This is a genomic window from Algoriphagus sp., assembly GCF_046296635.1.
GTDB lineage: Bacteria > Bacteroidota > Bacteroidia > Cytophagales > Cyclobacteriaceae > Algoriphagus.
This window is the reverse complement of the sequence record NZ_JBKBKZ010000035.1, coordinates 1-16099: the sequence shown is the minus strand read 5'-3', so window position 1 is coordinate 16099 and position 16099 is coordinate 1. Positions and strand designations below refer to the sequence as shown.

Genomic DNA, 16099 nt, shown 5'->3' with positions numbered 1-16099 from the left:
TACTAGTTAAGTTTATATTGGACATAGAAACAACTAATTTTATATTTTTTTGGTTAAAAATTTTAAATAATTTAGGACAGAATGAACAACATCTCTTTTCATAAATGTGCAAATATTTTTTTCACTTATACAACCCGTTGAAAAGCATCTTAAATGTTCCATGAGATTGACCTCGGAAAGTAATCTCAGGTCCAAAGGCGTACAGTTTTCCCTTTCCAACCTGAGCTTCAAATGCAGTGACTCCATTTTTCAGGTATTGCTGTCCCCAAGCCCAACCACTTTTCAGTGGTTCTTCTGTCCCAAACCAAGCCAAAGGCTTCACACCTTGCAGCACTGCCCCCGGAGAAAGTTTGAATACCGGACTGTTGCTAAATAATACATTTGCTCTTTCTCCCATGCCGTAATTTGCAGGCGAGGAATTGTCTACATGCATTTCCAACACACTTCCAGGAATATAATATTTATCGCCAGTCAAGGACTTTTCCTTTCCATTTGCAATCTCAACCAATGCATCGCTGACGGGAAGTTTCAAATGATAAGCAAGTGAAGTGGCGGCACCTACTGTGATCACTTGGCCGCCATTTTCCAAAAATGATTTCAGCAGTGGAATGGATTTGTCCATGGACAGTCTTCCGATCATGTGATGAAATTCTGTAGGGATCTCCTCCTTTTTGGGCTGACTACCACTGCCATATCCTCCGGTAGCTCCAGGCATTCCCGGACCGATGAATAAAATCACGTCGTATTTGGCATTGAGATTTCCTCCATCTATTTCCTGAGGGAATACTTGCTGGAAATCAAAATGAAACTGCTCCATCATCCATCGTACCCAACCTGAAGGCATAGAACCCCCATAATAATCATATAGGCCAATTCTGGAAGGCTCAACTTCCTTAGCTCCAGTGGGAATTCCATTTCCTGGAAAGGCTTTGATACCATACTTTTTTGTGATGGACTCAAGTTCTTTTTTGCCGGAGGCGGGAACATAAAACGATCCCGCTGGAAGGCCGTTGCTCAACGCATTGGTGCGATAGACTTTCACTTTGGCCTTTAGCAAATCATTAACCACCATATAGGAATCATTCACACGAGCATCTAGTAAGTAACCTGATGCATTTGGAAGAGAAGTGGGTTCCGGCGAAAGTAACTGCCCGTAAGCAACTTTTTCAAAAGGACCTTCAAATCCTTCCATGATTCGATCCACCGTCACGCCCATCTGATACGCGAGCGTCCATCCGGCTGCATCATAAGGACGAATTGGAGGACCACCTGGATAAAGGAAGTCATTTGGGTGGTCTTGAGCTTCAAACATATCAATCACGTGCGGTCTGAAAGCTTGAGCCGTCTTGACGATATAGGAACCTTTCGGATAATTTTTTCCGGCCACCGAAAAGTTTGCTGTGGCCTTATGAACCGAAATACCGGATTTAATTAGGGCATTCAAAAACTTAATCGCTGTTGAGAAATCTGGCTGATCTGCAGATAAGATATAGCCACGAGGATCTCTTTTCGAGGCGTCTTTGTACACCGAATCATAAAACTGAATCGGCAAACCTGAACGAAAGCCAAAATATGCTTCTTCTGTATCGTCTTCAGATTTCTTCTTTTGCGCAGCATCAAAGGAATTTTGAATCGCTTGTGCATTTTTTGGATATCGTGTCCAAGTATCGGTATTCCCTCGATCGATGGACTTTTTACCCATGAGATAGAAATTGTACAACAACTCATCTCCATGTCTCACGGCATGATTGAGAATCGCGTAATTCAAAGAAACCGAATAGTCAATGGATCTGCGAAATGGCCAAGGACCAGGAGTCACAGGATAAGGGGTGCCGTTATTTGGAATCAAGCGATCCGGAACCAAAGGAATAGAATAAGGTGATGGGCTACCAACGATCTCAGTCAGAATACCGATCATATTATGATAGTATGGGGTGGTTCTCAAGCCACCATTCCACCAAGTGGAAAAAACAGAGCCATCCAATCGGGTGTAGCCGGGCTTATCCTCTACATGTAGTCTGTTGATCATCGCAGCACCGACTGCATCAAGGCTTGTGATGATAAGAGGATCAAACACGTGGTTAAATGGGTCTCGGTAAGGAGGGCCAGCTACCACAGTTCCTGCCGGACCTGATTGGTGATGATTATAGATGATCTGAGGAAGCCACTCTACATATTGTTGTAGGGAAATATTGGTGGACTCAGACATGTTGTTCATGTAGAAGTCACGGTTGTTATCATGACCGACATACTTCTGATAAAGCACAGGAATGTTCTGAGTTCTTTTTGTCTTGTCTTCATTTCTCATGTACCAATCAGACATGATTTCCATCCCATCAGGATTGACATGAACTAAAAGAATGATAACCTCATCCAAGATTTTCAGTGTTTCTTCATCATTACGCGAAGCCAGCTGATAAAGTGTTTCAATCAATTGTTGAGCTCCCACCACCTCGTTGGCATGAAGACCTCCATCAATCCAAACTACAGGTTTACCCTCTTTAACAAGAGCTTTGGCTTCAGCATCGGTGATTTCTGCACGACCTAGTTTTTGGCTGATCTCTTTGTAACGCTCAATTTGAGGGAAGTTTTTAGGCGCAGTGATGATCATCATAGGTTGAGATCTCCCAAACTCTGTTTTGCCAATTTCCATGAGTTTTACCCGATCGCTGGCTGCATCTACTTTTTTGAAGTAAGCTTCGGTTTGGCTAAAATTCGCCAACATGTATTCATCACCGACATCAAATCCGAAGTGGGATTTGGGTGTAGGGATAGTTTGAGAATGCACCAAAAACGGCAGGGTCCCAAGGAGCAAGATTGAGAGTAAAAATTTCTTCATAAAGTCGGGGTTAATTCACGCTAATGGTAAAAATAAACTTTAATGAATGCATTCAGGCTATGATAGACTCCTTTGGACAAAAAAATTACAGGATCGGTTAAGTTCTGAAGAAAATCGAAACCTGATTTTCTATAAATCAGAATTTACATGAGATTATTTAAGAATTATTTGGATGAAAATCTTAGTGTTTAGCCCATCTGTCAAAAATTCTTACTTTTGCCTTTGCTTCATTTTCTTTCTTTCAAAAAACTCCACCATGTCCGAAGTCAAAATATTTGCAGGTACTAACAGCCTGAGTTTGGCCGAAAAAATTGCCAAAAACTATGGAAAAAAACTTGGCGACCTGACCATGTCAAAATTCAGTGACGGAGAAATGTCACCGAGTTTTAATGAATCCATCAGAGGCTGTACAGTTTTTATCATTCAGAGCACAAACCCTCCAAGTGATAATATTATGGAGCTTTGTCTGATGATTGACGCTGCAAAGCGAGCCAGTGCATACAAAGTATGCGCTGTGATACCCTACTTTGGCTATGCCCGACAGGATAGAAAAGACAGACCGAGAGTTTCCATTGCCGCCAAATTAATAGCCAATATGTTAACCTCTGCAGGAGCAGATCGAATCATGGCTTGCGACCTACATGCCGGTCAGATTCAGGGTTTTTTTGACATCCCCTTGGATCATTTGAATGGATCAGCTATTTTTGCACCCTATTTGAGTACGCTTAGGCTTCCGAACATGATTTTCGCGGCGCCTGATGTAGGGGGAGTAGCCCGCGCTAGATCTTTTGCAAAGCATTTTGAAGTAGAAATGGTCGTCTGTGATAAGCACAGAAAAAGAGCCAACGAAATTGCCTCAATGCAAGTGATCGGAGATGTAGAAGGAAAAGATGTAATTCTCGTGGATGATTTGGTGGATACCGCTGGTACACTTTGCAAAGCTGCTCAAATCATTACTGAGAAAGGAGCTACTTCTGTAAGAGCAATTGTCACACATGGAGTTCTATCAGGAAACGCTTACGAAAACATTGCAAATTCGGTGTTAGAGGAATTAGTCATCACAGATACGATAACATTGAAGAATGAATCTTCAAAAATTAGAGTACTGACTGTAGCCGATTTGTTTGCAAAAGCAATTCATGCCGTCACAGGGAACACATCGATCAGTTCTCTATTTATTTAAAAAACCAATTTTAAAAACAAATAAATTCTTATGAAAACACTTGAGATTATAGGGTTTAAAAGAGCAAATCTCGACAGTGCCGCTTTGACAGAAATCAGAGAATCAGGCAATGTTCCCTGCGTAGTTTACGGACCTGGTATCCCTGAGCAAATTCATTTTTACTCCCCAATCATCCTTTTCCGCGATTTGATTTACACTCCTGAAGTTCACTTGGTTGAGTTGAACATCGAAGGCACCATAGTAAAAGCTGTATTGAAGGAAGCACAATTCCATCCGGTAAGTGAAGTATTGCTTCATGCTGACTTCATGGCTTATACTGAAGACAAGCCAATCAAATTTGAAATCCCTGTAAGAGTGACAGGTAGCTCTCCAGGTATCGCAAAAGGAGGTAAACTTGAGTTCAAAACAAGGAAATTGAAAGTCAAAGGTACTGCAAGCAGTTTCCCTGATTTCATCACTGTTGACATTTCTAACCTTGACTTAGGAAAATCATTTAAAGTAAATGAGTTGGAAGCTCAAGGTTTTGAAATCCTTACTTCTCCAAATGTTTCTATCGTGACTGTGGGTATCCCAAGAGCACTAAGAGGCAAAAAAGCTGAATAATTCAATTAGCTTTAAAAATCTAATCCTGCTCCAAACCGAGCAGGATTTTTTATTTTCAGAAATGGAAAGACCTACCAGGTTTTCAAAACCTGGTAGGTCTATATTTGCTTAAAATTAACGGTCAAAATGAAATTCTTAATCGTCGGAATGGGCAATATTGGCCCAGAGTACGAACTCACCCGTCATAACATTGGCTTTTTGACAGTCGACAGACTTGCTGATAAAGAAGGTGTCACTTGGAAAAGTGATCGATTGGCTTTCAAAACTGAAATCAAGTTCAAAGGAAGGACCCTTCATCTGATCAAGCCAACCACTTACATGAACCTGAGCGGGAAAGCGGTAAACTACTGGATGAAGGAATTGGGAATTACAAAAGAGAACGTGCTTGTAATCGTAGATGATGTCGCCATTCCTTTTGGCAAACTACGAATGCGAGTGAAAGGAAGTGCTGCAGGACACAATGGTCTAAAAAACATTGAAGAACTCACTGGTGGCCAAGACTATCCCAGACTTCGAATGGGAATCGGAGATGACTTTCCTAAAGGCAGGCAAGTGGATTACGTGTTAGGCAGATTTACCCAACCAGAATTTGATGAGCTACCAATTATCATGGACAAAGCGATTGATATGATTTTTGGTTTTTGCACCATCGGGATAGCGCAAACCATGACACAATTCAACGATTGATTTCAAAGTAGATTTGGATATGACCAAATCTACCATTTTCTTTGCAGCACATCAGGTGACTGATTTATAAAGAAGAGGCGAGAGAATAGGCTCGATGACCCTCTGGCAACCATCCCTAAACAGGAGAACGGTGCCAAATCCTACCCTCAGCGGGAACTATAAATTGGCGTAATCACTACTGCCTCAATTCTGGTTCGAATTCTGTCTTTGGGAAAATTCTTTTTCAGTCCCAAGAAGTTTTATCAGTACTCAAACCGAACAGACCATGTCGCATTTCGAAACTGATTCGATCCGAATCCAGCAGCGTTCCAACCAAAAGGAACATTCCTCCCCAATTTACCTGACTTCAAGTTTCACTTTTGATTCAGCGGAAGAGGCAAGAGCGATGTTTGCAGATGAAATCATGGGAAATATTTACTCTCGCTACGCAAATCCCAATTCCTCAGACTTGATCGAGAAAGTCTGCGCCGCTGAAGGCACTGAAGATGGAATTGCTACCGCTTCAGGAATGGCTGCTATGTTCGGTAGCATCGCTTCTCTGCTTCAGCAAGGTGATCATATTATAGCTTCCAGATCTTTGTTTGGTTCTACGCATCAATTATTGACACGCGTATTTCCAAAATGGGGAATCAGCTCAACCTATGGAGATATTTCGGATTATCTAAACTGGGAAAAACTAGTTCAGCCAAATACCAAGATGCTTTTTATCGAGACACCTTCCAATCCCGGATTGGAAATCATCGATTTGGAGTGGGCAGGGAAATTTGCTGTCGCTCACAATTTAATCTTAGTGGTGGACAATTGTTTTGCTACACCCTATCTCCAGCAACCTGCGAAATGGGGCGCACACATCGTCACACATAGCGCCACCAAATACATAGATGGACAAGGACGTGTCTTGGGAGGACTGATACTTGGCTCGAAGGAAATGATGAAGGAAGTGCAGTTTTTTGCAAGGCATACCGGGCCATCGATATCACCATTCAATGCCTGGATTTTGGCAAAAAGTATGGAAACCCTAGCCGTCCGTATGGATCGTCACTGCGAAAATGCGCTGAAAGTAGCGGAATATTTTGAAAGAAATTCAGAACTGGAAGCTGTGAAATACCCTTTTCTTAAGTCCCATCCTCAGCACAATCTTGCCTTTAAACAAATGAAAGCCGGAGGAGGGATCATCACCTTAACGCTCAAAGGAGGCGTGGCTCGAGCGCAGCGGTTCATTGATCAACTTCATATGATTTCAGTCACAGCCAACCTGGGCGATAGTCGCAGCATCATCACACATCCTGCTTCCACAACTCATAGCAAACTTTCCGCTGAAGAAAGAGCTCAAGTGGGAATCGCTGATGGTCTGATTAGACTTTCAGTGGGTTTGGAGCATTACGAAGATGTAATAAAAGATGTGGAGCGAGCTATTGAAAAGTCGAAGTAAGAGTTTGTTTTTTACCAAGTCGTATGTTTAAGTTTTGGAAAAGCTCGAATCACATCACTCAAACTTAATTGCCCAACCAAATGTCCATCTTTCAAGACAGGAAAGCGTCGGATTTTATGTTCCAGAAATTTCTGTGCAGCATCAAAAAGTGACATGCCCGGATCCAATGAAATCACATTTCTACTCATGTGTTCTTTTACTTTGGCAGGGAATCTGACTGTATTACTGTATTTACCCTTTATGATTTCGGCAAGGCAATCTACCTCGGAAATTATTCCAACTAGTGCGCCTGACTCATCCAGAACAGGCGCTCCGGAAATTTTCCGCTTGGCTAGACCGTCCAAAACCTGATCTATTGTATCCTCTTCTCGAAAAGTCACCAAGTTGGTACTCATGTGGTCTTTGACCAAAATCTGCTGAATTGGGGCTTTGGGTTCGACCTCGCGTACCCCCTGAAAACTTTTTACCATAGCTTATTGATTTAAGGAAGATCAATAAGATACTGATTTATATGTAAATAAGAAATTTAAAAAGGCCTATAATTCATATTACAGACTTTTATTTCTATTTAAATCAAAATACAATCAATTATTTCCTTGTATTCCTGAGAATAACAAAAGGACTCCAATTAGATGTAGGAGCTTTGTACAATTCATCAAAAGCAAAAGTACCGACCACCACATCCTGATCTCCATCTCCATCCAGATCACCCTGAGTGATCGTCAACCAATTAAAATTTGGAATATTTTCGAAAACGAATGGCTCAAAACTTCCATTTTTTCCTTGCCTAAAATAAATCAAGTCTTGCTTCGGTACTTCTTTTCTGTCAGGAAAAAATGAGATCACGAACAAGTCCATATCTCCATCCTGATCAAAATCTCCTACCTCCAATCCACTTGCCCCATGCATAGGATAGAACCATTTTTCAGTAAACTTTCCTTTCCCGTCATTCTCAAAAATCCGAACTCCATGGTAATATTTCAAAATCTGAGATTGATCAGCATTGTCTCCATTAACTAAAATCAAATCCGGAAAACCGTCCCCATTCATGTCCTCATAGCGAAAATCACTTGACCCAAATGCGGGTTGAAAACCTAACAACACTTTTTCTCTGAATACACCCGAACCCTGATTTTCAAAAAGAACAATTGACTCCTTTGCTTGAGTCATCAGGGCCAAAATGTCCATGTCACCATCCTGGTCAAAATCGACTGCAATAGTTCTTCTCGCACCGGGATCTTTTTTCAGAATGATTTCCTCAAAACCAGCTGAAGTGGAAAGGTAAAGGCTCAATTTGCCTAAGTGATTTCCAAAATGAGAAATTACCTGATCTTCTATTCCATCTCCATTAAAGTCGGAAAACGAGACATGAACAGGACGCATTAACTGGTTATGTATAGTTGTGAATTGCCAAGTACTGGACGTCTGAGAATATCGATCTAAAGATCCAATCGAATCATTTGCCGGATCCATCAATCCCATAGAAAGAAGGTCGAATGAATTATCAGATCTCCAAGCAATCTCGACCGGCGCAACTGGAGTTGGAATTGAATCTAGTTGGCTAAACCCATTTTTCGGATCTAAGACAAAAAGTGATCGAAACCGATGTCCCAGCCAGAGATTTCCTGTTTCTGGATTCACCCGAACCATCGTGGTGAGACTTGGTCTAAAGAAAGGAAACTCGGGAATTTCTAATTCAAAACCTGGAATTCCATTTTTTGGTGTAAGCTTATCTGCTTGGGGAAGTGACTTTTCCGGAGCATTTTCTACATAATAAGCCAAAAGTTTATTCCAGTTTTCCCGAGTAATTAGTTGCGCTTTGGAATAAATACCCTCCGGAACCCCCTCATCTTCGGGAAGAGCCGTCCCAAAATCTTCCTCCAAATACAAACCCATACGCTTACGCATGTCAGGCATGACTTTGGTTTCCCAGGTTACTTTATCTAGAATATTCGGTTCAGGTTTGATGTGGCATGCTGCACAGTATCCATTAGCCAATTGCTCTCCTGTCAGGTTTAAATCCGATTGTGCCAACTGATTCAAACTAGGAGGTGGCTGCTTTCGCTCAGATATCGGCCCACAACTCCAACAAATCAACCCAACAACCCAAAGGAACTTCTGCATTTTTTACCTATAAAACTGACTTAAACTCATTGACTACCCCCGGATCAACTCCAAAATGCTGTGTAAAATCCAAAGGTATTGATGAAAAAGATAACCCCTTATTAACAAACTCATTGGCTGAGGGTTTGGCGACTTTGCAGGAAGCATGAACTTCCTTCAGATATCCGCTTTGTTTTAGGATCGGTACATGTTCAGGCTTAGTTCCCCCTCCCGGCATGATGATGATTTGATCCTTCGCTTTTTCCAAGAGTTGTAAAATAACCGGAAGTCCCTCAGTCAGGGTGTTTTTTCCACCTGAAGTCAGGATACGCTGAAATCCGAGTTGAATGATTTTTTTCAAAGAATCATCCAAATCTGCAGACCCATCAAAAGCACGGTGAAACGTGCAGGGTTTATCACCTGCTGCTCGAAGAAGCATTTCACATGCCGCTTCATTCACTTTTCCTTTCTCATCCAAAACACCAAATACAAAACCATCCGCTCCAAATTCAGTCAACAGCCGAATATCTTGCTTCATCACAATTAGTTCTTTTTGAGAGTACACAAAATCCCCTCCTCGCGGCCTAATCATGACAAAAACGGGGATATCAACCTCGCTTTTTAAAAATCGAAGCATTCCCACACTCGGAGTTTCTCCCCCCTCCGGAAAATTGGAACAGAGTTCCAATCGATCTATACCAAACTGTGCTGCTTCCAAAGCACCTTGCAAATTGAAAACTGGGGCTTCAAGTAATATTCGTTGCATAGATTAAAAGTGGCTTATAGAATCAATCAACACATTGCCAGAAGCAGTGGCTTTGGCAAAATTAAAACCCGGATGAACTGCAAAAGCTCCTGTCTCCCCATCCTTGTTAATAGCTAAAAAACCAGCTTGGATGTCATGGATATTCTTGCTTTTGGTGACCAATCGTCTCACAGCCTCTTCACAAGCTTCCTGCGGGGACCTTCCCTGACGCATCAATTCCACGATCAAAAAGCTTCCACAAATCCGAATAATGGTCTCGCCCAATCCTGTGGCAGTTGCTGCCCCGACTTCATCGTCCACATACAGCCCAGCTCCGATAATTGGGCTGTCTCCTACCCGTCCGTGCATTTTATATGCAAGTCCACTCGTAGTACAACTTCCCGCTAACTTCCCATTGGTATCGATCCCAATCATCCCGATGGTATCGTGGTTTTCAATATTGATGATCGGCTTATATTGACTGGTAACTTTCCATTTGTCATATTCTATTTGTGCTTTTGGGCTAAGCACTTCTTCCTCCAAAGGAAATCCCTGAGCGATCGCAAACTGTCTTGCACCTTCTCCGGCAAGCATGACATGTGGTGTTTTTTCCATCACTGCTCTTGCCAGCGAAATCGGATGCTTAATTTGCCGAACAAAAGCCACCGATCCACAAGCTCCATCTCCTGTCATAATCGAGGCATCCAAAGTGGTGATTCCCTCTCTGTCAGGCAAGCCCTGAAGTCCTACTGATAAATTATCCATGTCGAGTTCTGTAACTCGCACTCCTGCTTCTACAGCATCCAAGATGCTGTCAGTCTCTTTAAGTTTATCCCAAGCAGCTGCATTGGCCGGGATACCATGATTCCAAGTGGATAAAATGAGCGGTTTCTCTCCATTTGGAGCAGATTTTTCATTGGGTTGAGCACAACCTACCGACATACCCGGCAAAAATAAAGCGGAGCCTAAAAGGGATTGCTTTATAAACTTTCTTCTTTGGGACATTGAGAGTATTTTAGGAACTGAAATTGAAATTATCAATTTTGCCCCAAATCCTCCAGCCATCTGTCTAAATACTGAAAAACAAATCCCATGCGACCCTATATCCTGAAAGAAGCAACTTGGAAAGACCTAAAAACATTTCGCTATGACTTGGCGATTTTGCCTTGGGGAGCGACAGAAGCACATAATTATCACATGCCTTATGGGACGGATATTTATGAAGCGGACGCCATGAGCGCCGAGGGAGCTAGAAAAGCATGGGAAAAAGGATCAAAAGTCGTGGTTCTTCCAACCATTCCTTTTGGCGTCAACACGGGTCAAAGCGATATCTATTTGGACATTAATATTTACCCGAGCACTCAACTGATTATCTTGACAGATATTATTGAGGTGCTGAATCGACAAGGGATCAAAAAAATGCTGATCCTAAATAGTCATGGCGGAAACAATTTTCAACCCTTGCTAAGAGAACTAGGATTGAGATTCCCGGAAATGATGCTTTTTACTGCCAATTGGTTCCAAGCATTAGATAAGTCAAAATACTTCGAAGAAGCCGGAGACCATGCGGATGAAATGGAGACTGCACTGATTCAATTCTTGCATCCTGAATTGATCCTACCCCTCGAAGAAGCGGGAGATGGTGGGGAGCGGAAATCAGTCATCAAAGGAATCAGAGAAAAGTGGGCTTGGGCAGAGCGAAAATGGTCTCAAGTCACCGAAGACACCGGAATTGGGAATCCTAAAAAAGCCTCCCCGGAGAAGGGGAAGCGATACTTTGAGGATATTACAGACAAAATCGCAGAACTGATAGCAGATATTTGCGAGGCAAAAGAAGGAGAACTCTACAAGTGATCAATTCATAGTGAAGATCCCCATCGGAGTCATTTCCCCTTTGTAATTAATCATTACTGCAGATTTGGTTCCTCTTGGAAGGATGACTTCTCGTGAGGATTGAGATCCAAAGCCTGAACCGTGATTCAACTCATAGCGCTGACGCTTTCCACTCTCCAATTCCAAAATTAAAGCCATGGCATCTTGGCCGAAGGAGACCGTTTTGGCTTCTTCAATTCCAGATTTGAATGCCAGTAATTTTCCACGATTCTGGGATGCAAAATAAAGTGGTGCGCCTGAAGCAGGACTAAGCTTTACCAAAGCCTTGGCATCACCCGGGACCACAAACCCACTTTTTCTTGGACTTACAGCTTCAAAACCGCCATTTCCGTCACCAAGAAGAAGAAGTCCAACAGATGCGTCTAATCTCCCGATAAAGATTTCATTTCCATAATCATTTCCAACCATCAGGATATCGGTAAATCCGTCGCCATTGATATCATCTGTGATGATGCCATTTGTTGGGGCGATCTGAGCCATGATTGGCAATTCGTGAACTTTGAATTTTCCATTACCAAGATTCTCCACCCATACCGATTTGTCGTAGTTGCCCGTCAAAATTAAAACATCTTGCTTTTCCTCTTCGGTGAAAAATGATTCCTCCGTGCTCAAAGCGAAATACTTATATCGATCAAATTTCCTGCGAAACATTGGACTTTGGCCTATTAGATCATCCCAAAAATGGCTTGGAAAGGAATTGTAAGTTCCGCCTTGCTTGCCTTTGTAATAAGCAAAGGTTACCGGGTCCACACTTCCGTTATTGTCAAAATCTTTAGCATAGATTTTAAGAGGTCGCTCAAAACTCGGATGATGGGCATTGTTTGCTCCTAGATTTCCTACTACAAAATCTGTATCCCCATCTTGGTCAAAATCCGCTGTCGAAATAGAATTCCACCAACCTAGATAATTCTCCAGTCCAGTATCTTTTAGCTTTTCAAATTTTCCATCCTGGTTAATAAAAATGGTAATGGGCATCAATTCTCCGACTACAATCAAATCAACTTTCCCATCCCCATTCACATCAGCCCAAACAGCATCTGTGACCATTCCTACCGATCGAAGTTCCGGTGCGATTTGATCTGTAACATCGGTCAGTTGTCCATTGACATTTTTGAGCAGGTAACTTTTTTCCGGTAAAGGAAATTTTCCAATTGGTGTTCTTCCTCCTACGAATAAATCCATGAACCCATCTCCATCAAAGTCAGCGCCTCGGACTGTACTTCCATTAGCTTTGACAGCGGAGAAATTCTTATCCAAAGTGAAATTCCCTTTTCCATCATTTAGAAAAACCCGGTCCAAATATTCGGCAGATTCAGGCAAAAACTCAGGACTTCCGCTGACCAGATACAAATCAAGATCTCCATCTTTATCAATATCAATGAGGAGAATTCCCGTCTCTTCATAAATTGTGTTTTCACCCGGAAAAAGTTCTTTTTGAACAAATTTTCCATCCTCTTGCTGTGCATACCAGATTGGAGAAAAGCCTGATGAAGAACCGACTATCAAATCTTCGAGGCCATTGCCATCAAGATCTCCAACTGCTAATGCTGGCCCAAATTGGGTCAACTTATGAGGAATAGTTCGCTGAACATTAAAATCATTTCTATCCTCTTCCTGGTGTATGAATGAAACTCCGAGTTGCTCGGAAACTTCAGATACCAGTTGTTGGGTTGAGCCTAGATCAAGTATCGCCACGTTATTTTTTCCAACTTGGGCCGATGAATGATCAATCACAAGAGTTTGATTGGCTTGTATGTTTGAAAGTTTGGATTCCTTCCCATCCGGCCAGAAAACCGTGAGTTCTCCGATGGTATCAATCGAATCCAAACCGAAATGGAGGATATCTTCGATAGAGGACATATACCCTCGGGCAACTTGCATCTCTTGGTATAGGAGACTTTCTTGAGTTGGCTTCAAAAGAACTTTAGCACCTAATCCCTGCGAATTTCCATTTGGACCTTTTAGCTTAATGCGGAGAAAGTTTGGAGAAGTTTTGCTGTCATTGAGTTTGTTTTCGAAAATGAAAGCAGGATCATTGATATTGTTCACCACATAATCCAAATCACCATCACCATCCAAATCAACCAAAGCAGCACCATTTGAGAAGGAAGGTTTATTCAAGCCCCAATTCTCTCCGCTATCTTCAAATCCAAGATTTCCCGTATTTCGGTAAGCGTAATTGGGGATTTTTACGATAGGGATTGAATCCAAAAGCTGTCTAGTCGAAGCGATATTTCCCACATCTGCCCGATAGTTTGCAAAATCCTTATCCGTGATATCCCGTGGAAAACCATTGGTTATCAAAAGATCTCTTTGACCATCATTGTCCACGTCTCCAAAAAGCGGGGCCCAACTCCAGTCGGTTTGGTAAACTCCAGCCATCAAGCCGATTTCTGAAAATGGAATACCTGGCCCATTATTCAGATGGAGCATATTTCGAACGTATTGGTATTCATAGCCGAATTGCTCATTGTTGAGATAGGTTTGATAGACGTTTTTACCGATAGTGGTCTTCTTTCGGTAATTATCCTCGCCTAGCATATCGATTGTAATCAGGTCTGGCAATCCATCATTATTGAAATCAGCTATATCAGCACCCATCGAAAACTGGCTTTGATGCCTCAAGTTCTCTTTGGTCATATTTGAAAAAGTTCCATCCTGATTATTGATGTAAAGAATATCATTGGTCACATAATCGTTGCTGACGTGAATATCAGGCCAGCCGTCATTGTTGACATCTGCAATCAACAATCCCAATCCAAAACCTTCAAAAGTAATCCCGGCTTCGATTGTGACATTTGTAAAAGTTCCGTCTCCATTATTTCGATAGAAGCTATCATTATTGACGGCCGTCCCATCAGTTACTTTGGGTCTAAAGTTGGTCGGTTTGGCCGTCAGTTGCTCATTGTTCAGTACATAAAGATCCAAGTCTCCATCAAGATCATAATCTATAAAAGCAGCTCCCATACTGTTACCGGGATCAGCAATACCATATTGGGCCGCCATTTCTTTGAAAGTGACGTTTCCTGAAGCATCCTTTCCTTGATTGACAAAAAGTAAATTATTGCGTTCGCCCGGACCTTTCATCATTGCTGCTGCGACATAGATATCCGGCCAGCCATCATTATTAATATCCACTATTACGCTACCAGTACACCATTTTTCAGCAGCCATGATTTCTGCACTTTCGGAGATATCTCTGAATTTGAATTCACCTTCATTCAGGTATAATCGGTTAGGAACTTGATTACCTGTGAAAAATAAGTCGGGTAGTCCATTTTGATCAAAATCAGCAACTGCCACTCCGCCTCCATTGAAAATGTATTCGTCTGTAAGGATGTTGAAGGAATCAGATTCGATAATCACATTGTTGAAATCAATTCCTGTCTGTTCTGGAGATTTTAGTACAAATAAAGTTGAATCTTTTTTGCAGGAAGACAGGAGAAAGACAAAAACAACTAGTGCTAAACTTAAGAAAGATTTCATAATGATTAATAGGATGATGCAAGCAGACTTGAAATTAGCATTTTCCGCTCTGGGGAAAAAAGGAGTTGAAATATTTGATCATAAAAAAAGGGAGGTAAAAGCATTTCTTCATATGCTTACCAATTGCAATTGGATTGATGCTATATCCAGCCCGATGATTAAATTCCAAATTTGTGCTTATATAAGGTATAGGTATCCTCGTATAGCTATCTGGACTATACCAAATACATTTATATGTATATACGGAACTTTGCCAGTAGAATTGGTATAGACTTAAAATTACCTGAAAACGGCAAATGTTAGGCTTCATCGAACTTCGGACACCCGACATCCGGCCCAATTGAGTTATTAAATATGTTAACTGGCAGAAGAGCGTATAATCAGATTTACTCATCACCATAATGGCCGTATGCACCTAATATCGTTACAACGACCTTTGTTCCATCAATCAAGTATACAAGCCTGTGTTTTCTATCTATCCTTCTTGACCAAGTGTTTTGCTGGTAGTGTTTGAGTTTTTCCGGTTTTCCAGTGCCTGTTTCAGGATGTTGTTTTAGTTCCTGAACTAAAGAGAAAATCTTCTTAAAAACCCCCTTGTTGCCGGTTTTCTTTAGCTTCTCAATGTCTTCCAGTGCCTCAGCGGTAAAATCAATCTCAAACTTCATATACCGAGGAGATCCTTCAATTGATCATCAGACAAATTCACCGTTTTACCCTCGTTGTAAGACTGAATACTTTTGGCCAATCGCTCCTGAACTAAAGGATCGTCAAAGAAACGGTCATTTTTTACATCGCTTGAAATTTCATAAACTTTGTCTTTACCTCTCTGAATGATAACTCGCTCATTCTTATCGATCAGATCTAAATATTTTTTGAGATTTTGTCGAAACTCTCTTGTGCTTATTACTAACATAACGCCAAATTTTGTGTACACAATATGGTACACAAAATTAAATGAAAAAGTTCAGATGTTCACCTTGGTCAGTCTCATTTTTGGTGGCTTCATAAAGGAATTAAATTTTAGTAATATGGATATACGGAATTCTGCCAGTAGCCATATTCTATTTAGTTTCACCTCGACTTCGCTCGGTGTCCGTTAGTTTTGTTTTAGGGAGGGGAGGAATATGC

The 16099-nt window shown here is 41.5% G+C and carries 13 protein-coding genes and 1 riboswitch; of the genes, 5 read left to right on the top strand and 8 right to left on the bottom strand.

All coding sequences use genetic code 11. The annotated features are described in order from the left end of the window. Positions 1 to 121: 121 nt before the first annotated feature. Positions 122 to 2839 carry a M14 metallopeptidase family protein gene (locus ACK4HU_RS19780; RefSeq protein ID WP_409809459.1) on the bottom strand — a complete coding sequence of 906 codons (2718 nt, stop codon included), beginning with the start codon at positions 2837 to 2839 and terminating at the stop codon, positions 122 to 124. 256 nt (positions 2840 to 3095) lie between these two features. On the opposite strand from ACK4HU_RS19780, the gene ACK4HU_RS19775 reads away from it, so the two are divergent. The 4 genes from ACK4HU_RS19775 to ACK4HU_RS19760 all read left to right on the top strand — a co-directional run bounded on the left by ACK4HU_RS19775 (position 3096) and on the right by ACK4HU_RS19760 (position 6744). Continuing rightward, a complete protein-coding gene (locus tag ACK4HU_RS19775; RefSeq protein WP_409809458.1) occupies positions 3096 to 4022 on the top strand; it encodes a ribose-phosphate pyrophosphokinase in 927 nt (308 codons plus the stop codon). Positions 4023 to 4052: 30 nt separating this feature from the next. Beyond that, complete coding sequence (locus ACK4HU_RS19770) at positions 4053 to 4625, top strand: 50S ribosomal protein L25/general stress protein Ctc (RefSeq protein WP_409809457.1); 573 nt, start codon at positions 4053 to 4055, stop codon at positions 4623 to 4625. Positions 4626 to 4751: 126 nt separating this feature from the next. Next, the gene (gene pth / locus ACK4HU_RS19765) at positions 4752 to 5312 is read left to right on the top strand and encodes an aminoacyl-tRNA hydrolase (protein ID WP_409809456.1); all 561 of its coding nucleotides are present in this window, start codon (positions 4752 to 4754) and stop codon (positions 5310 to 5312) included. A 61-nt stretch (positions 5313 to 5373) separates the two neighbouring features. Next, a riboswitch (SAM riboswitch) is annotated at positions 5374 to 5477 on the top strand. Between the two features lie 100 nt (positions 5478 to 5577). Next, entirely contained in the window at positions 5578 to 6744 is a 1167-nt protein-coding gene (locus ACK4HU_RS19760) for a trans-sulfuration enzyme family protein (protein ID WP_409809455.1), read from the top strand. A gap of 11 nt (positions 6745 to 6755) precedes the next feature. Here the strand turns inward: ACK4HU_RS19760 and ACK4HU_RS19755 are convergent, their stop codons facing one another. The 4 genes from ACK4HU_RS19755 to ACK4HU_RS19740 all read right to left on the bottom strand — a co-directional run bounded on the left by ACK4HU_RS19755 (position 6756) and on the right by ACK4HU_RS19740 (position 10597). Continuing rightward, positions 6756 to 7214, bottom strand: a complete 459-nt coding sequence (locus ACK4HU_RS19755) for a CBS domain-containing protein (protein ID WP_409809454.1) — start codon at positions 7212 to 7214, stop codon at positions 6756 to 6758. A gap of 118 nt (positions 7215 to 7332) precedes the next feature. Then, positions 7333 to 8868, bottom strand: a complete 1536-nt coding sequence (locus ACK4HU_RS19750) for an FG-GAP repeat domain-containing protein (RefSeq protein WP_409809453.1) — start codon at positions 8866 to 8868, stop codon at positions 7333 to 7335. A 7-nt stretch (positions 8869 to 8875) separates the two neighbouring features. After that, the gene (locus ACK4HU_RS19745; protein ID WP_409809452.1) at positions 8876 to 9613 is read right to left on the bottom strand and encodes a copper homeostasis protein CutC; all 738 of its coding nucleotides are present in this window, start codon (positions 9611 to 9613) and stop codon (positions 8876 to 8878) included. A gap of 3 nt (positions 9614 to 9616) precedes the next feature. Beyond that, positions 9617 to 10597, bottom strand: coding sequence for an isoaspartyl peptidase/L-asparaginase family protein (locus ACK4HU_RS19740; protein ID WP_409809451.1), 981 nt, complete (start codon positions 10595 to 10597; stop codon positions 9617 to 9619). An 87-nt stretch (positions 10598 to 10684) separates the two neighbouring features. On the opposite strand from ACK4HU_RS19740, the gene ACK4HU_RS19735 reads away from it, so the two are divergent. After that, entirely contained in the window at positions 10685 to 11446 is a 762-nt protein-coding gene (locus ACK4HU_RS19735; protein WP_409809450.1) for a creatininase family protein, read from the top strand. On the opposite strand, the gene ACK4HU_RS19730 is transcribed toward ACK4HU_RS19735, so the two are convergent. From ACK4HU_RS19730 to ACK4HU_RS19720, 3 genes are all read right to left on the bottom strand, one after another. Further along, on the bottom strand, positions 11447 to 14971 hold the full coding sequence (locus ACK4HU_RS19730; protein WP_409809449.1) for a VCBS repeat-containing protein: 3525 nt from the start codon (positions 14969 to 14971) through the stop codon (positions 11447 to 11449). It abuts the gene before it with no gap. 386 nt (positions 14972 to 15357) lie between these two features. Next, on the bottom strand, positions 15358 to 15636 hold the full coding sequence (locus ACK4HU_RS19725) for a Txe/YoeB family addiction module toxin (RefSeq protein WP_409809448.1): 279 nt from the start codon (positions 15634 to 15636) through the stop codon (positions 15358 to 15360). Continuing rightward, positions 15633 to 15884: a type II toxin-antitoxin system Phd/YefM family antitoxin gene (locus tag ACK4HU_RS19720; RefSeq protein ID WP_409809447.1), complete on the bottom strand. Its 252-nt coding sequence runs from the start codon at positions 15882 to 15884 to the stop codon at positions 15633 to 15635. Before ACK4HU_RS19720 ends, ACK4HU_RS19725 begins: the two co-directional genes overlap by 4 nt. Positions 15885 to 16099: the final 215 nt, after the last annotated feature.